The following is a 17433-nucleotide window of genomic DNA, read 5'->3' as shown; positions in this document are numbered from 1 at the left end:
TGGGGGCTGGTCGCGCAGTTCCCCGCGCCCCTGAAAAACAAGGGCCTGGCCCGTACCGCCGAGCAAGGCGGTACGGGCCAGGCTTTTAGGGGCGCGGGGAACTGCGCGACCAGCCACAGACAACCCGCAGCCGAACAACCCGCTACGAACCCTTCGCGGCCTTCTTCTCTTCCGCGTCCTCGATGACCGCCTCGGCGACCTGCTGCATCGACAGTCGGCGGTCCATGGACGTCTTCTGGATCCACCGGAACGCCGCCGGCTCCGTCAACCCGTACTGCGTCTGCAGAATCGACTTGGCACGGTCGACCAGCTTGCGCGTCTCCAGGCGCTGGGAGAGATCCGCGACCTCCTGCTCCAGCGCCTTCAGCTCGGTGAAGCGCGACACCGCCATCTCGATCGCGGGCACCACGTCGCTCTTGGAGAACGGCTTCACCAGATACGCCATCGCCCCCGCGTCCCGCGCCCGCTCCACCAGGTCGCGCTGCGAGAACGCGGTGAGCATCAGGACCGGCGCGATGGACTCCTTGGCGATCTGCTCGGCGGCGGAGATGCCGTCCAGGATCGGCATCTTCACATCGAGGATGACCAGGTCGGGCCGGTGCTCCCGGGCCAGCGCGACGGCCTTCTCCCCGTCCCCGGCCTCGCCGACGACCGCGTAGCCCTCTTCTTCGAGCATCTCCTTGAGGTCGAGGCGGATCAGCGCCTCGTCCTCGGCGATGACGACGCGGGTCGTCAGCGGCGGGACGTGCGACTGGTCGTCGTCGGCGGCGGGCTGGGGCGACTCGGGGGCGGTCACGGGGGCTCCTAAGTGCGGGGCAAGTACTGCTTCCCAAGAGCGTACCCAGCTGCGGTAAGGTGTGGTCACGGCGGGTAGCCGCCTACCTTTGGTTTAAAGGATGCCCCGGTAGCCCAGCGGTAGAGGCAATGGTCTCAAACACCATCCAGCGTCGGTTCGAATCCGACCCGGGGTACTTTTCGAGCGAATCCATGGTCACGCCTCCTTGAGGTGTGGCGTGCCCAGATACGGGAATTCCGGCAGCAGGTCCGTGTGCGGGCCGATGTGGTCCGTGGGGACCTTCCCGCCGGAGACCATGGCGAGCCGCGCCGATGTGACGTCGTCCGTCAGAGTTCGGCCGTTGGGATACGCGGCGGGCTTGCTCCGGTCGTAGCGCAGGATGTCGGGCAGCACCGTGCGCAGAACCTCTTCCGCCAGTTCCTCGCTGTAGCCGCCGGTGTGCCGCAGTACGGCCGTCCAGGGCGCGAGGTAGGTGTCCCAGTCGTCGACCGGTTCGCCCGCGTTGTACGCGTCCTTGGCGTCCTCGGCGTTGAAGTACGCCGTGAGCGAGGGGTGCCCGCCCCGGTCCACCGACGTGAGCTCCCCGCCCTGGTGCACGCTGACGCGGGCCCAGACGCCGATTACCGGCTGGGCGCCGAGCTCCATGTCGGGCATTTCGAGGACGATGCCGAAGACGTTCTTGTCGGCGCCCCAGTCGGTGCCGGTCCACTGGAAGTCGTTGACGATGCCGAAGAGGTCGGCGAAGAACGGGTCGCTGCGCAGCCCGGCCGAGACCATGTACGGGCCCGCCTCGGTGACCACGGGGTGCGGGCCGAAGCTGACGGGTGCGTCGACGAACAGCGGGGTGCCGGCGGCTTCGTGGGCGCGGGCCTCCTCGCCGGTGGCGCGGTGGACGGTGAGGGTCTGCTCGCCGTCGTCTGCGGGGTCGGAGAAGGTGAAGCTGTAGGCGATGTGGGCCTGGTGGTCGCCGACGGTGTCGATGTTGATCCGGTACACGGCGTCGGGGTGGAAGGCCCGTCCGCCGGTGGGGGCGTCGGGGTTGACGTTCATGATCAGGACGGTGCGGCCGCCCGGCACCGTGAAGGCGAACAGGTCGGTGAGGTCCAGGCGCGCGTCGCCCATGGGTGAGCGGAGGTCGGGCCCGCTGAGGTGATGTGACATGGCGTCAGCCTGCTGGCGGCGCGGCCCGTGACGTCGGGACCGGGCCGTCGGGTCATCCCTTCGGCCCGGCCCGCTCCCCGGTGTGGGCGATGCGCCCCTTACTCGTACGACCGCATGACGCGCTCTCGTACACCCGTCGCACGGTGTGTCAGCTCTTCGGACTGTCGTCCTCGCCGATGTGGTGGACGCGCACGAGGTTGGTCGAGCCGGGGACCCCGGGCGGGGAGCCGGCCGTGATGACCACGATGTCGCCCCGCTCGCAGCGGCCGATCTTCAGGAGTTGTTCGTCGACCTGGGCCACCATCGCGTCCGTGGACTCGACGTGCGGGCCGAGGAACGTCTCCACGCCCCAGGTGAGGTTGAGCTGGGAGCGGGTGGCCGGGTCGGGGGTGAAGGCGAGCAGCGGGATCGGCGAGCGGTAGCGCGAGAGGCGCTTGACGGTGTCGCCGGACTGGGTGAAGGCGACGAGGTACTTGGCGTTGAGGAAGTCGCCCATCTCGGCCGCCGCGCGGGCGACCGCGCCGCCCTGGGTGCGGGGCTTGCTGCGTTCGGTGAGCGGCGGCAGGCCCTTGGCCAGCACGTCCTCCTCGGCGGCCTCGACGATGCGGGCCATCGTGCGGACCGTCTCGATGGGGTACTTGCCGACGCTGGTCTCGCCCGAGAGCATCACCGCGTCCGTGCCGTCGATGACCGCGTTGGCCACGTCGGAGGCCTCGGCCCTGGTGGGGCGGGAGTTGTCGATCATCGAGTCGAGCATCTGGGTCGCCACGATCACCGGCTTGGCGTTCCGCTTGGCCAGCTTGATCGCGCGCTTCTGGACGATCGGGACCTGTTCGAGCGGCATTTCGACGCCCAGGTCGCCGCGCGCCACCATGATTCCGTCGAAGGCGGCCACGATGTCGTCGATGCTGTCGACGGCCTGCGGCTTCTCGATCTTCGCGATGACGGGGATACGGCGGCCCTCCTCGTCCATGACGCGGTGGACGTCCTCGATGTCGCGGCCGCTGCGGACGAAGGAGAGCGCGATGATGTCGGCGCCGGTGCGCAGGGCCCAGCGCAGGTCGTCGACGTCCTTCTCGGAGAGCGCGGGCACGGAGACGGCGACGCCGGGCAGGTTGAGGCCCTTGTGGTCGGAGACCATGCCGCCCTCGACGACGCGGGTGCGCACGCGCGGTCCGTCGACGCCGACGACCTCCAGGGCGACCTTGCCGTCGTCGACGAGGACGCGCTCGCCGGGGGTGACGTCCTCGGCGAGGCCGGAGTAGGTGGTGCCGCAGGTGTGGCGGTCGCCCTCGACGTCCTCGACGGTGATGGTGAACTCGTCGCCGCGTTCAAGGAGTACGGGACCTTCACGGAAACGCCCGAGCCGAATCTTCGGGCCTTGAAGGTCGGCGAGTACACCGATACTGCGGCCCGTTTCGTCGGACGCCTTGCGGACGCGGTGATACCGCTCCTCGTGATCGGCGTACGTGCCGTGGCTGAGATTGAAGCGGGCGACGTCCATTCCGGCCTCGACCAGTGCCTTGATCTGGTCGTACGTGTCGGTGGCGGGCCCCAGGGTACAAACGATCTTTGCTCGGCGCATGCTTCGAGCCTAGGGCTTACCGGTCGGTAGAGAATTCGTCCCGCATGACTACTCAACAACCTTTGCATGAAGGCTTATTGACAACTGTTGAATTGTGCGCCGGGGCGCTCCGATGAGCGGAAAGCACTGCCTTCGGACCCGGCGCACACCCTTGACATGTTCCGGTCCTGACGCTGAAATATGTTCGTTTTCGTTTGAGCTCGTTGAATTCGGCGCCACCACACCGACGGAGCCGCACATGTCATCGTTCAGAAAGTTCAGAAAACGGGCCGGCACCGCACTCGCCACGATCCCCCTGCTCGCCGGCGGCCTGGTCGCCCTCGCCGCCACGGCCGCACCGCCCGCCGCGGCCGTCGACAACGGCCAGGCCCGCACCCCGCAGATGGGGTTCAACAACTGGAACTCCACGCACTGCCGGGCCGAGTTCAACGAGGCCATGGCCGAGGGCATCGCCGACACGTTCGTCTCGCAGGGCCTCAAGAACGCCGGGTACACCTACGTCAACATCGACGACTGCTGGGCGCTGCCCAGCCGGGACGCGAGCGGCAACCTCGTGCCCGATCCCGTGCGCTTCCCCCACGGGATCAAGGCCGTGGCCGACTATGTGCACTCCAAGGGCCTGAAGTTCGGGCTCTACTCCAGCGCGGGCACCAAGACCTGCGACGTCCAGGGCTTTCCCGGCGGGCTCGGCCATGAGCAGCAGGACGCCAATCTGTGGGCGTCGTGGGGCGTCGACTACCTCAAGTACGACAACTGCAACAACAGCGGCGTGGACGCGCAGCAGCGCTACAAGGCCATGGGCGACGCCCTGAAGACCGCCACGCGCGCGACCGGCCGCCCGATCCTCTACAGCATCTGCGAGTGGGGCTCCAACCAGCCCTGGACCTGGGCGCCGAACGTCGGCAACTCCTGGCGGACCACCGGCGACATCAGCGACAACTGGTCGAGCATGATCTCCATCGCGCACCAGAACCAGTCGCTCGCGCCGTACGCGGGCCCCGGCGGCTGGAACGACCCCGACATGCTGGAGGTCGGCAACGGCGGCATGACGGACACCGAGTACCGCACGCACTTCAGCCTCTGGTCGCAGATGGCCGCGCCGCTGCTGATCGGCAGCGACCTGCGCAGCGCCAGCGCCTCGACGCTCGCGATCCTGAAGAACACCGACGTGATCGCGGTGGACCAGGACGCGCTCGGCAAGCAGGGCACGGTCGTGTCGAACTCCGGCGGCCTGGTCGTGATGTCCAAGCCCCTTGCGGACGGCGGCCGTTCGGTCACGCTCACCAATGAGAACACCAGCGCCCGCACCATCTCGACGACCGTGAAGGACATCGGCATCGGCGGCGCCTCGTCGTACGCGCTCAAGGACCTGTGGTCGAAGGCGACCAGTACGACGAAGAACGCGATCAGCGCGTCCGTGCCCGCGCACGGCACGGTGATGTTCCGGGTGACGCCGGGCAGTCCGGTGCCGCCGCCGACCGGCGTGAACCAGCTCAGCGACCTGCCGTGGACGTCGGCGGTCGGCGGCTGGGGTCCGGTCGAGCGAGACCGCAGCAACGGCGAGCAGGCGGCGGGCGACGGCCACACCCTGACCATCGGCGGCGTCACGTACGCCAAGGGCCTGGGCACGCACGCGCCGAGCGACATCTCGTACTACCTGGGCGGCAGTTGCTCCACGCTCGGGGTCGACGTGGGCGTCGACGACGAGGTAACGAACAACGGATCCGTGGTGTTCCAGATCTGGCGCGACTCCACCCTGGTGGCCGACAGCGGGCTGCGCACGGCCGCCGATCCGCCCAAGCACCTGACCGCCGACCTCAAGGGCGGCACCAAGCTGCGGCTCGTGGTGACGGACGGCGGCGACGGCATCAACTTCGACCACGCCGACTGGGCCGACGCCAAGCTGGCCTGCGGCCACGGCCCCTCGGCCGGTACGCATGACATCAGCGACCTGACGTGGGAATCGGCCACCAACGGCTGGGGTCCGGTCGAGAAGGACCGCAGCAACGGCGAGCAGGCGGCCGGTGACGGCACACCGCTGACGATCAACGGAACGGTGTACGCGAAGGGCCTCGGCACCCACGCGCCGAGCTCCGTCGCGTACTACCTGGGCGGCACCTGCTCCTCGCTGACCACGGCGGTCGGGGTGGACGACGAGGTCACCACGAAGGGCTCGGTGGACTTCCAGATCTGGCGGGACTCCACGCTCGTCGCCGAGAGCGGCACGCTGACCTCGGCGGACGCGGCCAAGCAGCTCACCGCCGATGTGACCGGCGCCATGGAGGTGCGCCTGGTGGTCACCGACGCCGGGGACGGCATCGACTACGACCACGCCGACTGGGCGGGGCCGCGGCTCACCTGCGCGTAAGCGATCACCGAGCGCCCGCCGTCCCGCGCCACGCGCGCGTGGGCGGCGGGCGTCCGTGTATCCGTGGGTAAGGAGGCGCGTGACTTCTCCAGGTCATCGAACAGAAACCTGAGAGGGGTGTTGCGAACGGCAGTTCTGCGCCAAAATCCTCTCGACCTTCTACGCGCGTCGAGCGTGTCTACGCGCGTAACACACCGTCAGGGAGTGCATGAAATGCCGCTGAACCGTAGGACGTTCCTGGGCAGCTCGGCCGCCGCCGGGGCCGGCGTCGCGATCGCCGGAGGCGTCGCGGTCCCCGCCGAGGCCGAAGAGCAGCACCACGGCAAGGGCCACGGCCGTCCGCCGAAGCGGTACTCGTTCACGGTCATGGGCACCACCGACCTGCACGGCCACGTCTTCAACTGGGACTACTTCACCGACAAGGAGTACGACGACAAGGCGCACAACGACGTCGGCCTGGCGAAGGTCGCGACGCTGGTCAAGCAGGTGCGGGAGGACAAGGGCCACCACAACACGATGCTGATCGACGCGGGCGACATCATCCAGGGCACCCAGCTCTCGTACTACTACGCGCGCGTGGAGCCGATCACGGGCACGCACGGCAAGCGCGGGCCCAAGCACCCGATGGCGCTGGCGATGAACCACATGCGCTACGACGCGGCGGCGCTCGGCAACCACGAGTTCAACTACGGCATCCCCACCCTGCGCGCGTTCCAGGAGCAGCTGCACTTCCCGCTGCTCGGGGCGAACGCGCTGGACGCGAAGACGCTGAAGCCCGCGTTCCCTCCCTACGCGGTGCGGCGGCTCAAGGTGCACGGCGCGCCGGACGTCAAGGTCGGCATCCTGGGTCTGACCAACCCCGGCATCGCCATCTGGGACAAGGCGAACGTCCAGGGGAAGATGACGTTCCCGGGTCTGGTGGAGCAGGCGAAGAAGTACGTGCCGCGGCTGCGGGCGCTCGGCTGTGACGTCGTGATCTGCACGGACCACTCGGGCCTCGACGGCAGCACCTCGTACGGCGACGCGCTGCCGTACCCGGAGAACGCGTCGTCGCTGGTTGCGGAGCAGGTGCCCGGCATCGACGCGATCCTGGTGGGCCACACCCACAAGGAGGTGCCCTCGCGCACGGTGGTGAACGCCGAGACCGGCAAGTCGGTGGTGCTGTCCGAGCCGTACATGTGGGGCATGCGCCTGAGCGTCTTCGACTTCGAGCTGGAGCTCTCGCACGGCCAGTGGCAGGTCACGTCGGTGAAGGCGGACGTGCTCAACGCCAACACCGCCGACGAGGACCCGGTCGTCGCCAAGCTGGTGCGGGCCGAGCACGAGAAGGTCGTGGCGTACGTCAACCAGGTCATCGGCACGTCGAAGACGGCCATGACCACGGCCGAGGCGGCCTGGAAGGACGAGCCGATCATCGACCTGATCAGCACGGTGCAGACGGAGACGGTGAAGGCGGCGCTCGCGGGTGGCGCGTACGCCTCGCTGCCGGTGCTGTCGCAGGCGTCCTGCTTCTCGCGGACCGCCGCGATTCCGGCCGGGACGATCACCATCAAGGACGCGGCGGGTCTTTACCCGTACGAGAACACGATGGAGGCCCGTCTGCTGACGGGTGCGCAGCTCAAGGACTACCTGGAGTTCTCGGCCCGGTACTACGTGCAGACGCCCGCCGGTGCGCCCGTCGACACGTCGAAGCTGACGAACGCGGACAACACGCCGGACTACAACTACGACGCGGTGTCGGGGCTGACGTACGACATCGACGTCGCGAAGCCGGCCGGGTCGCGGATCGTGAACCTGTCGTTCCAGGGCAAGCCGCTGGACCCGGCGGGTCAGTTCGTGCTCGCGGTGAACAACTACCGCGCCAATGGTGGTGGCGGCTTCCCGCATGTCGCCACGGCCAAGCAGGTGTGGGCGAACTCCGACGAGATTCGCAACACGATCATTGCGTGGGTGAAGGCGAAGGGGACGATTGATCCCGCCGCGTTTGCTTCCGTGGACTGGAAGCTCGTCCGCGACGGGGTGCCGGTCTTCTAGGTTCGCTTTCGGCTGCGGGGCGTGGGGGGCTGGTCGCGCAGTTCCCCGCGCCCCTGATTGTCCGGGGGGTGCGCAGGCTGATCGCGTTGCTCCCCTGGCCCCCTGACGGCAACCTCCCCTACCCCTCCAGCGGGATCAGGCCCTCTGGTGTCTTTGTCGGGCGGGGTTGCGGTGTTTCCGTCAGGCCGAACGTCGTGAACGCCGTGCGGGTCGGGAGCGGGTAGGGCTCCTTGCCCGTCAGGGTGTTCAGGATGCGGGCGCTGCGCCAGGCCGCCAGGCCCAGGTCGGGGGCGCCCACTCCGTGGGTGTGCTTTTCCGCGTTCTGGACGTAGACCGCGCCCGTGACCGAGCTGTCGAGCACGAGCCTGAAGTCGGCGTCGATGCGCGGGCGTTCGGAGGAGTCGAGGCGCATGTACGGGTCGAGTCCGGCCAGCATGCGGCTCAGGGGGCGCTCGCGGTAACCCGTGGCGAGGACGACCGCGTCGGTGGTGAGCCGCGAGCGCGCGCCCTGCTGGACGTGTTCCAGGTGCAGCTCGACCTTGGTGGTGGCGACCCGGCCCGCGGTACGGACGGTGACGCCCGGCGTGAGGGTCGCGTCGGGCCAGCCGCCGTGCTGGGTGCGGCGGTAGAGCTCGTCGTGGATCGCGGCGATCGTGTCCGCGTCGATGCCCTTGTGGAGCTGCCACTGGCGGGGCACGAGCTGGTCGCGCATGGGCTCGGGCAGGGCGTGGAAGTAGCGGGTGTAGTCGGGCGTGAAGTGTTCGAGGCCCAGCTTGGAGTACTCCATCGGCGCGAAGGTCTCGGTGCGGGCGAGCCAGGTCACCCGCTCCTTGCCCGCCGGGCGGGCCCGCAGCAGGTCGAGGAAGACCTCGGCGCCGGACTGGCCCGAGCCGACGACGGTGACGTGGTCGGCGGCGAGGAAGCGCTCGCGGTGGTCGAGGTAGTCCGCCGAGTGGATCACAGGCACGGCGGGCGCCTCGGCGAGGGGCTTGAGCGACTCCGGTACGTACGGCTCGGTGCCGACGCCGAGGACCAGGTTGCGGGCGTAGCTGCGGCCGAGCGCCTCGGCCTGGCCGTGCACGTCGAGTTGGGTGAAGTCGACCTCGAACAGCTCGCGTTCGGGGTTCCAGCGGACCGCGTCGACCTGGTGCCCGAAGTGCAGCCCGGGCAGGCTCTCGCTGACCCAGCGGCAGTACGCGTCGTACTCGGTGCGCTGGATGTGGAAGCGCTCGGCGAAGTAGAACGGGAAGAGGCGCTCGCGGTGGCGCAGATAGTTCAGGAACGACCAGGGGCTCGCCGGGTCGGCGAGGGTCACCAGGTCGGCCAGGAACGGGACTTGGAGGGTGGCGCCCTCGATGAGCAGCCCGGGGTGCCAGTGGAAGGCGCGGCGCTGCTCGTAGAACGCGGTGGAGAGGCCGCCGGGGACACCGTGCGCGAGGGCGGCGAGCGAGAGGTTGAACGGGCCCACTCCGATGCCGACCAGGTCGTATGGGTGGTCCAGGTCTGGGGCGAGTGCCGGTGCGGTCATCGGGGGATGCTGCCTTCCACGATCTTGAGAAGCTGGGCCAGGTCGTCGGTGGTGGCGTAGGGGTTGAGCAGGGTGGCCTTGAGCCAGAGCCGCCCGTCGGCGCGGGCCCGGCCGAGCACGGCGCGGCCCTCGGTGAGCAGCGCCCGGCGGATGTGCGCCACCTCGTCGTCGGGGGCGCCGGCCGGGCGGAACAGGACGGTGGAGAGCGCGGGGCGTCCGTACAGCTCAAGGGCGGGATGTTTCTCGACGAGGTCCGCGAACGTGTGCGCCGCCCCGATCGTGCGGTCGACGAGGTCCGCGAGCCCGGCGCGGCCGAGCGCGCGGAGGGTGACGGCGATCTTCAGTACGTCGGGTCTGCGGGTGGTCCGCAGGGAGCGGCCCAGCAGATCGGGCAGGCCCGCCTCGGTGTCGTCGTCGGCGTTGAGGTAGTCGGCGGTGTGCGCGAGCGCGGCGAGGCGGGCCGGGTCGGGGACGGCGAGGAGCCCGGCGGCGACGGGCTGCCAGCCGAGTTTGTGCAGGTCAAGGGTGACCGAGTGGGCTCGCTCGATCCCGCGCAGGAGGGCCCGATGGGTCGGGCTGAAGAGCAGCGGTCCGCCGTACGCGGCGTCGATGTGCAGCTCGGCGCCGTGCCGTGCGCACAGGTCGGCGATCTCGGGGAGCGGGTCGACGGCGCCGGTGTCGGTGGTCCCGGCGGTGGCGGTGACGAGGACGGGGTGGTGCAGATCGGTGAGGGCGTCGTCGAGCGCGGCGAGGTCGAGGGTGCCGGCGGGGGCGGGCACGACGACGGGGTCGGGGAGTCCGAGCAGCCAGGCCGCGCGCGGGACGGAGTGGTGGGCGTTGGCGCCGCACACCAGCTGGACCGCGCCGTGCCGCTCGCGCGCGAGGAGCAGGGCGAGCTGGTTGGACTCGGTGCCGCCGGTGGTGACCAACGCGTCGCCGCCGCCGAAGAGTTCGGCGGCCAGGGCTCGGGTGACATGGCCTTCGAGCTCGGCGGCGGCGGGTGCCTGGTCCCAGGAGTCCAGGGACGGGTTGAGGACGGCGGCGGCGAGGTCGGCGGCGGCGGCGAGCGCGAGCGGCGGTGTGTGCAGATGGGCGGCACAGCGGGGGTCGGCGGGGTCGGCCGCGCCCTCCGCCACCGTACGGACGAGGCTGGCGAGCGCCTCCTCGGCGCCGGTGCCCTCGGCCGGGAACACCTCCCGTACGGCGGCCGCCACCCGCACCGCGACGGCCTGCGGTCCGCCTCCCGGCAGCGGCCCGCCCCGGGCCACCGCGCCGTCCCGCAGCGCGTCGAGGACGACACCGATCAGGGGGCGCAGGGCGGCGGGGCCGGTGGGGCCGCCGGCGAGGGGCGGGGTGTGCATGGGGGGGTCCTTCGGGTGGGCGAACGACGGCCCCACCAGCGTGCTGCGTCACGCGGTGGTGCGGCTGCCCTGCACAACGATCTCAACCCGAAAGTGGTACTGCCTTGCGGAGGTGGGGTGTTGGGGGGTGGCGCGCTGGTATGAGCGTCACCCCCCTGGGGCCTCTGGACTGCTGCTGAGGGCCTGCACCCCCGGGCCCCGGACCTCCCGTCGTGCGCCTACGACTCCCGTACCGCCAGCGCCCGGCGCAGGTCGTCGACCTGGTCGGCGAGCTTGCGGCGCAGGGCCGGCAGCAGGTCCTCGCGGGCCAGGCACGCCTCGCCCAGAGACACCGCCTCCGCGTCGATCGCGAAGTGCGGGAAGGCGTGACGGCCCGCCGCCTCCGCGATCGCGGGGCCGCGCCGGTCCGCGAGCGGCACCGCGTCGGCGTAGAAGCGCGCCACGTACTCCCGTACGAGATCGGCCTGTTCGGGCTGCCAGAAGCCCTGGGCCGTGGCCGTGAACAGGTAGTTCGAGAGCTCGTCGCCCTCGAACATGGCCGCCCACGCGGCCGCCTTGGCCGCCGGGTCGGGCAGGGCCGCGCGACAGCGGGCCGCGCCTTCCTCGCCGGTGGCGCTGGGGTCGCGGGCGAGCTCGGCCGCGATCGCCGCCTCGTCGGTGGCGCCGAGGACCGCGAGGCGGTTCAGGACGCGCCAGCGCAGCTCGGGGTCGAGCTCCGGGCCGCCGGGCACGCTGCCGTCGGCCAGCCACTCCTGGATGGTGTGGGGCTGGGCGGCGCAGTCGATGAAGTGGCGTACGGCGGTGAGCCGCAGGCCGGGGTTGTCGCCGTCCTCGGTGCGCCGGATCAGGTCCCGGGTCAGCTCGGTGAGCAGCGCGAGCGCGGCCGGGCGGGCGTCGGGGGCGAGGTAGCGGTTGGCGGCCTGCGCGGCGGCGAAGGTGAGGACGCCCTGCACATTGGCGAGGTCCGACTCGTACGGCAGATGCGCGCGGGCCGTCTCCAGGTAGGCGACGGGCTCCAGTTGACCGTCGCGGACCATGTCACGGGCGGCGTTCCAGACGACCGCGCGGGCGAGGGGGTCCGGCAGGCCGGAGAGGGTACGGAAGGCCGTCTCCGAGGACTCCTCGTCCAGGCGCACCTTGGCGTAGCTGAGGTCGCCGTCGTTGAGGAGGACGAGCGCCGGGCGGGCGCCGGTGCGGGTCAGGGGCGCGCCCGGGACGTCGATCTCGAAACGCTCGCGCAGCACGAGACGGCCGGGGCTCGACCGGTCGATGTCGTACGCGCCGACGGCGATCCGGTGCGGCCGGTTGCCGTCCTGGTCGACGGTGAGGGTCCAGGAGCCCTCGGCCTCCTCGACGACGGGCGTCAGCGTGTCCACGCCCGTGGTGCGCAGCCAGCTCTCGGCCCAGCCGTGCACGTCACGGTCGGTCGCCGAGGCGAGGTTGTCGATGAAGTCGGCGAGCGTGGCGTTGCCGAACTTGTGCCGCTTGAAATGGGTGTTGATGCCCGCGAGGAAGTCCTTCTCGCCCATCCAGGTCACCAGCTGGCGCAGCGCCGAGGCGCCCTTGGCGTACGAGATGCCGTCGAAATTGAGCATCGCGGAGGCGGTGTCCGGCACGGCGTCCGGGTCCGGGGCGACCGGGTGGGTGGAGGGGCGCTGGTCGGCGTCGTAGCCCCAGGCCTTGCGCACGATGCCGAAGTCGACCCAGGTGTCGGTGAAGCGGGTGGCCTCGGTGAGCGTCTGGTAGCCCATGTACTCGGCGAACGACTCGTTCAGCCAGATGTCGTCCCACCAGCGCAGCGTGACGAGGTCGCCGAACCACATGTGGGCCATCTCGTGCGCGATGACCATGGCGCGGGTCTGGCGCTCGGTGTCGGTGACGGCCGAGCGGTAGATGAACTCGTCCCGGAAGGTGACCAGACCGGGGTTCTCCATCGCGCCCGCGTTGAACTCGGGCACGAAGGCCTGGTCGTAGGAGTCGAACGGGTACGGCTCGTCGAACTTCTCGTGGTAGCGGTCGAAGCACTGCCGGGTGATCTCGAAGAGCTCGTCGGCGTCGGCGTCCAGATAGGGCGCGAGCGAGCGGCGGCAGTGCAGGCCGAACGGCAGGCCCGCGTGCTCGGTGGTCACCGAGTGGAAGGGGCCGGCGGCGAGCGCCACGAAATAGGTGGACAGCAGCGGGGTGGTGGCGGCCTTCCAGCGGCCGTCCTCCTGCCGCTCGGTGATGCCGTTGGCCAGCACGCTCCAGCCCTCGGGCGCGGTGACCGTGAGGTCGAAGGCGGCCTTGAGGTCGGGCTGGTCGAAGGCGGCGAAGACGCGCTGCACGTCCTCCATGAACAGCTGGGTGTACGTGTAGGTCTCGCCGTCGACCGGGTCGGTGAAGCGGTGCAGCCCCTCACCGGTGTGCGAGTACGTCATGGCCGCGTCCAGGCGCAGCTCGTGCGGGCCCTCGGCGAGGCCGGTGAGCGCGATCCGGTTCTCGACGAGCGAGGCGGGGTCCAGCGGCTGCCCGTCGAGGCTGACCGAACGCAGAACGGCGGGCTTGACCTCGACGAACGTGTCCCCGGCCGCGCGCGCGGTGAAGTGGATGACGGTACGGGAGTCGAAGGTGTCCTCGCCGGTGGTCAGATCGAGTTCGATCGCATACCGCTGTACGTCGAGGAGCTGGGCTCGGGTCTGCGCTTCGTCGCGCGTCAGTACGGACATGGGGGCCATGCTGCCTGATGGCCCCCGGTCCGCACAGCGGGATTACGTTGCGCTCTCAGCGCACGGGGCGCTTGGGCGCGCGGCTACGAGGTGGTGCCCCGGACGCGGTGCGGGCGCCGCTCCCGTGCGGCGGTGCCACTGCGCTTCGCTGGAAGTGCCGTCATTCGACTGCGGGCCGTGTGTGGCTGGTCGCGCCCACGCGGCGGAGCCGCACATTGGCACAGCCCCGCGCCCCTTACGTGACCCAGGCACGCATCGGACTTCCATACCTCCGCTGAGCCCCCGTTATGACGACTTCGCGATCGTCTCGTGGTGCCTGATCACCTCGGCGATGATGAAGTTCAGCAGTTTCTCGGCGAAGGCCGGGTCCAGCTTGGCGTTCTCCGCGAGCCGCCGCAGCCGGGCGATCTGCTCGGTCTCGCGGGTCGGGTCCGCCGGGGGCAGCTTGTGCTGGGCCTTGAGGTGGCCGACCTGCTGGGTGCATTTGAAGCGCTCCGCGAGCATGTGCACGACGGCCGCGTCGATGTTGTCGATGCTGTCGCGGAGCCGGGCGAGCTCCGCCTGCACGGAGGGGTCGATCGTGGTCATGGTCGTCGAGCTTACGTGGCCCGGCCCGCGATCGTCGGAGGGTGTTCGGGATCCGGGACGCGGCTGCTCCAGCCGCCGGGGACGGCGCGGCCCTGCTGCTCGCGGAAGCGGACCGGGGCGATGCCGACCCGACGGGTGAACAGCCGGGAGAAGTACGCGGGGTCGTCGTAGCCGACGCGCCGGGCCACGGCGGCGACCGGCAGCTCGGTGGCGGCGAGGAGTTCCTTGGCCCGGCCGAGCCGGATGCCGAGGAGGTAGTCCTTGGGGCTGCACCCGGCACCCCGGCGCACGGCGACGCGCAGCTCGGCGGGGGTCATCCCGTGCCGTGCGGCGTGTTCGGCGACCGACAGCGGCTGGAAGGCGTCGCGGGCGAGCGCCTGGAGGACGGGGTCGCCGTCGGGGGCGAGGTCGGCGCGGGCGCGGCGCAGGGCGACCAGGAGTTCATGGACGGCCGCGCCCGTCTCGACCTCCAGGAGCGGGTTGCCCCGGCGGGCCGCCCGCGCGATCTTCCCGACGGCGGCCCGGGCGCCCCCGGTGTCGGCGAGCGGGACGACCGGGCGGTCCGGCTCGATGTAGCCGAGCTCGGTGTAGGTGGCCGTCGCGGGTCCGGTGAAGTCGACGAAGGACTCGTCCCAGCCGGTCGCCGGGTCGGGCCCGTAGTGGTGCGGAACGCCCGGGGTGAGCCAGATCAGCGCGGGCGCGACGACCGCGACCCGCACCCCGTCCGCGCCCCGGAACCAGCCGCCGCCCGCGCCGACGACCACGGCCACATGGTGGTCGAGGGTGCGGGGTCCGACCGTGGGCAGCAGCCCGTGCTGCATCCCGACCCCGAGGCAGACCAGACCGAGCCGATGATGGACCGGGCTCGGGGTGAAATAACGCATCCAGGTGTGATATCCACCCATTTCGCCGCCTCCCGCCCGCCCGTGCATCCAACCGTTGGCGTTCCGCCTCTTGCGTCCAATCAGCGCCGATCTTTGTCCATGGACCGGCGGGGCGCCAGGGACAAAAGTGGCGGGGGCGAGCGGACGAGAGACGGGCGGGGGCCGGTGGCTGACTTCACCGTGGGTGACGAGGACTTTCTGCTGGACGGGCGGCCGGTGCGGCTGCTGTCGGGGGCGCTGCACTACTTCCGGGTGCACGAGTCCCAGTGGGGCCACCGCCTGGCGATGCTGCGGGCGATGGGGCTCAACTGTGTGGAGACGTACGTTCCGTGGAACCTGCACGAGCCGGCGCCGGGCACCTATCGCGACCCCGGCGCGCTCGGCCGGTTCCTGGACGCGGCCGAGGCGGCCGGGCTGTGGGCGATCGTGCGCCCCGGCCCGTACATCTGCGCCGAGTGGGAGAACGGCGGGCTTCCGCACTGGCTGACGGGCCCCCTGGGGCGGCGGGTGCGCACCCGGGACGCGGAGTATCTGGGTCATGTGCGGCGCTGGTTCGGGGAGTTGCTGCCGCAGGTGGTGGCGCGGCAGATCGACCGGGGCGGCCCGGTGCTCATGGTGCAGGTCGAGAACGAGTACGGCAGCTACGGCTCGGACCAGGCGTATCTGAGCGCCCTCGCCGAGCTGCTGCGGGAACTGGGCGTCGCCGTACCGCTGTTCACCTCCGACGGGCCCGAGGACCACATGCTCACCGGCGGGTCGCTGCCGGGCGTGCTCGCCACCGCGAACTTCGGCTCGGACGCGCTCGGCGCCTTCGAGGTGTTGCGCCGCCATCGGCCGAAGGGGCCGCTGATGTGCATGGAGTTCTGGTGCGGCTGGTTCGACCACTGGGGCGCGGAACCGGTCGTCCGGGACGCGCGCGAGGCGGCCGGGGCGCTGCGCGAGATCCTGGAGTGCGGCGCCTCGGTCAACCTCTATATGGCGCACGGCGGCACCAGCTTCGCGGGCTGGTCGGGCGCCAACCGCGACGGCGAGGCGCATGTAGGAGCGCTGCTGCCGGACGTGACCTCGTACGACTACGACGCGCCGATCGACGAGGGCGGCCGCCCGACGGAGAAGTTCTGGGCGTTCCGGGAAGTGCTCGCCGAGTACCAGGACGGCCTACTCCCCCAACTCCCGCCCGCTCCAAGGAGCTTGGGCACCCCGGTCACCGTGCCGCTCACCGAGTGGGTGGCCGCCGAGGACATGCTGGAGGTGCTGGGCTCGCCCGAGAGCGAGTACGGGATACCGCCGACGTTCGAGGAGCTGGACGTGGACCGGGGCGTGGTGCGCTACCGGTTCGAGGTGCCGGGCCCCCGGCAGCCGTATCCGCTGCGGGTGGAGGGGCTGCGCGATCGGGCGGTCGCCTACGTCGACGGGGTGCGGGCGGGGGTGCTCACCGAGGACGACGCGGTGCTGCCCGAGCCGGTCACGGGGCCCGCCGTGGTCGAGCTGTGGGTGGAGTCGCTGGGGCGCGTCAACTACGGCCCCCGGCTCGGCGAAGCCAAGGGCGTCACCGTCGGGGTGCTCCACGAACGGCAGTTCCTGCACGGCGTACGCGCGCGTGGGCTGCGGCTCGACGCGTTCGAGGACGCGGACCGGATGCGGCGGCTGCCGTTCCGTTCAACTGCGGAGAACAGCGGACGGGGTCTGTTTCAGGGCACGTTCGACATTCAAGAACCCGGCGACGCCCGCCTCGAACTTCCGGGTCTGGTACGAGGTTTCGCCTGGGTGAACGGATTCAACCTCGGACGTTACTGGTCCAGCGGGCCACAGAGGCCTCTTCGCGTCCCGAGAGCGGTGCTGCGGGAACAAGCCAATACGGTATGGATTTGGGAGCTGGAGCTTGATCATTCAACTAATCTGGAAGTGAAATTCCACTAGCCTCGAAGAGCGCGAGGAAAGCGCGTTCCCTCTTCCGTCGCACACATCGAGGTTGACATGAAGGGTCTCATCACCCGGTCCCGCATCGCCAAGTTGGCCGCCTCCGGTGCCGCCGTGGCGGCGACCGTACTGCTCGCGACTCCGGCGAGCGCCGCGACCGCCATCTCGGTGACCCCGAACACCGGGCTCTCCGACGGCCAGACGGTCACGATATCGGCCTCCGGCTACACGCCCGGCGCCGCTGTGAACGTGGGCGAGTGCGCCTCGGCCACCGTCTGTTCCACCGATGTCAAGTACCTCACCGCCGACGCCAGCGGCGCCGTCTCGCTGAGCTACAACGTCGCGAAGGCCTTCACGGCCAAGGACTGGTCCACGGGCAAGGACGTCACCGTGGACTGCGCCACCACGCAGTGCAACATCACCGCCTGGGAGCAGACCACCGGCAACACGGTCCAGACGATCGCCTTCAAGTAAGCACACTGCCTCAACAAGCCCGTGATCTC

At 70.5% G+C, this 17433-nt stretch carries 12 protein-coding genes and 1 tRNA gene; 5 read left to right on the top strand and 8 right to left on the bottom strand.

Annotated features, from left to right (window positions below; genetic code table 11):
- Nucleotides 1-142: 142 nt before the first annotated feature.
- Nucleotides 143-796, bottom strand: coding sequence for an ANTAR domain-containing response regulator (locus BG418_RS14380; protein WP_188274214.1), 654 nt, complete (start codon nucleotides 794-796; stop codon nucleotides 143-145).
- Nucleotides 797-898: 102 nt separating this feature from the next.
- On the opposite strand from BG418_RS14380, the gene BG418_RS14375 reads away from it, so the two are divergent.
- Nucleotides 899-971: transfer RNA gene (locus BG418_RS14375), tRNA-Leu, on the top strand.
- A 20-nt stretch (nucleotides 972-991) separates the two neighbouring features.
- On the opposite strand, the gene BG418_RS14370 is transcribed toward BG418_RS14375, so the two are convergent.
- Both BG418_RS14370 and pyk read right to left on the bottom strand, forming a co-directional pair.
- A complete protein-coding gene (locus BG418_RS14370; RefSeq protein ID WP_188274213.1) occupies nucleotides 992-1957 on the bottom strand; it encodes a DUF4331 family protein in 966 nt (321 codons plus the stop codon).
- A gap of 148 nt (nucleotides 1958-2105) precedes the next feature.
- On the bottom strand, nucleotides 2106-3542 hold the full coding sequence (gene pyk, locus BG418_RS14365; RefSeq protein ID WP_188274212.1) for a pyruvate kinase: 1437 nt from the start codon (nucleotides 3540-3542) through the stop codon (nucleotides 2106-2108).
- Between the two features lie 238 nt (nucleotides 3543-3780).
- Here pyk and BG418_RS14360 point away from each other — a divergent pair, with 238 nt between their 5' ends.
- Together BG418_RS14360 and BG418_RS14355 are read left to right on the top strand one after the other, a co-directional pair.
- On the top strand, nucleotides 3781-5910 hold the full coding sequence (locus tag BG418_RS14360) for an NPCBM/NEW2 domain-containing protein (protein ID WP_188274211.1): 2130 nt from the start codon (nucleotides 3781-3783) through the stop codon (nucleotides 5908-5910).
- A gap of 213 nt (nucleotides 5911-6123) precedes the next feature.
- Entirely contained in the window at nucleotides 6124-7944 is a 1821-nt protein-coding gene (locus tag BG418_RS14355) for a bifunctional UDP-sugar hydrolase/5'-nucleotidase (protein WP_188274210.1), read from the top strand.
- Nucleotides 7945-8062: 118 nt separating this feature from the next.
- On the opposite strand, the gene BG418_RS14350 is transcribed toward BG418_RS14355, so the two are convergent.
- The 5 genes from BG418_RS14350 to BG418_RS14330 all read right to left on the bottom strand — a co-directional run bounded on the left by BG418_RS14350 (nucleotide 8063) and on the right by BG418_RS14330 (nucleotide 15031).
- Entirely contained in the window at nucleotides 8063-9472 is a 1410-nt protein-coding gene (locus tag BG418_RS14350) for a lysine N(6)-hydroxylase/L-ornithine N(5)-oxygenase family protein (protein ID WP_188274209.1), read from the bottom strand.
- Complete coding sequence (locus tag BG418_RS14345) at nucleotides 9469-10833, bottom strand: aminotransferase class V-fold PLP-dependent enzyme (protein WP_188274208.1); 1365 nt, start codon at nucleotides 10831-10833, stop codon at nucleotides 9469-9471. Before BG418_RS14345 ends, BG418_RS14350 begins: the two co-directional genes overlap by 4 nt.
- Nucleotides 10834-11051: 218 nt before the next feature.
- Nucleotides 11052-13538 (bottom strand): aminopeptidase N, encoded by a 2487-nt coding sequence (pepN, locus tag BG418_RS14340; protein WP_188274207.1) that lies wholly within the window; start codon nucleotides 13536-13538, stop codon nucleotides 11052-11054.
- 285 nt (nucleotides 13539-13823) lie between these two features.
- On the bottom strand, nucleotides 13824-14126 hold the full coding sequence (locus BG418_RS14335) for a chorismate mutase (protein ID WP_188274206.1): 303 nt from the start codon (nucleotides 14124-14126) through the stop codon (nucleotides 13824-13826).
- A gap of 11 nt (nucleotides 14127-14137) precedes the next feature.
- A complete protein-coding gene (locus BG418_RS14330; RefSeq protein WP_188274205.1) occupies nucleotides 14138-15031 on the bottom strand; it encodes an AraC family transcriptional regulator in 894 nt (297 codons plus the stop codon).
- A 144-nt stretch (nucleotides 15032-15175) separates the two neighbouring features.
- Between BG418_RS14330 and BG418_RS14325 the strand changes: the two genes are divergently transcribed.
- Together BG418_RS14325 and BG418_RS14320 are read left to right on the top strand one after the other, a co-directional pair.
- The gene (locus tag BG418_RS14325; RefSeq protein ID WP_188274204.1) at nucleotides 15176-16930 is read left to right on the top strand and encodes a beta-galactosidase family protein; all 1755 of its coding nucleotides are present in this window, start codon (nucleotides 15176-15178) and stop codon (nucleotides 16928-16930) included.
- 57 nt (nucleotides 16931-16987) lie between these two features.
- Complete coding sequence (locus BG418_RS14320) at nucleotides 16988-17404, top strand: enediyne antibiotic chromoprotein (RefSeq protein WP_188274203.1); 417 nt, start codon at nucleotides 16988-16990, stop codon at nucleotides 17402-17404.
- The last annotated feature ends 29 nt before the right edge of the window (nucleotides 17405-17433 follow it).

The organism is Streptomyces sp. CBMA152 (genome assembly GCF_014596475.1).
Lineage (GTDB): Bacteria > Actinomycetota > Actinomycetes > Streptomycetales > Streptomycetaceae > Streptomyces.
This window is presented reverse-complemented; position numbering and strand designations above follow the sequence as displayed.

What these genes read in the sequence shown, in the direction of transcription:
- BG418_RS14370 (WP_188274213.1), bottom strand. Translation starts at nt 1,957, where the DNA reads ATGTCACATCACCTCAGCGGGCCCGACCTCCGCTCACCCATGGGCGAC.
- pyk (WP_188274212.1), bottom strand. Translation starts at nt 3,542, where the DNA reads ATGCGCCGAGCAAAGATCGTTTGTACCCTGGGGCCCGCCACCGACACG.
- BG418_RS14360 (WP_188274211.1), top strand. Translation starts at nt 3,781, where the DNA reads ATGTCATCGTTCAGAAAGTTCAGAAAACGGGCCGGCACCGCACTCGCC.
- BG418_RS14355 (WP_188274210.1), top strand. Translation starts at nt 6,124, where the DNA reads ATGCCGCTGAACCGTAGGACGTTCCTGGGCAGCTCGGCCGCCGCCGGG.
- BG418_RS14350 (WP_188274209.1), bottom strand. Translation starts at nt 9,472, where the DNA reads ATGACCGCACCGGCACTCGCCCCAGACCTGGACCACCCATACGACCTG.
- BG418_RS14345 (WP_188274208.1), bottom strand. Translation starts at nt 10,833, where the DNA reads ATGCACACCCCGCCCCTCGCCGGCGGCCCCACCGGCCCCGCCGCCCTG.
- pepN (WP_188274207.1), bottom strand. Translation starts at nt 13,538, where the DNA reads ATGTCCGTACTGACGCGCGACGAAGCGCAGACCCGAGCCCAGCTCCTC.
- BG418_RS14335 (WP_188274206.1), bottom strand. Translation starts at nt 14,126, where the DNA reads ATGACCACGATCGACCCCTCCGTGCAGGCGGAGCTCGCCCGGCTCCGC.
- BG418_RS14330 (WP_188274205.1), bottom strand. Translation starts at nt 15,031, where the DNA reads ATGGGTGGATATCACACCTGGATGCGTTATTTCACCCCGAGCCCGGTC.
- BG418_RS14320 (WP_188274203.1), top strand. Translation starts at nt 16,988, where the DNA reads ATGAAGGGTCTCATCACCCGGTCCCGCATCGCCAAGTTGGCCGCCTCC.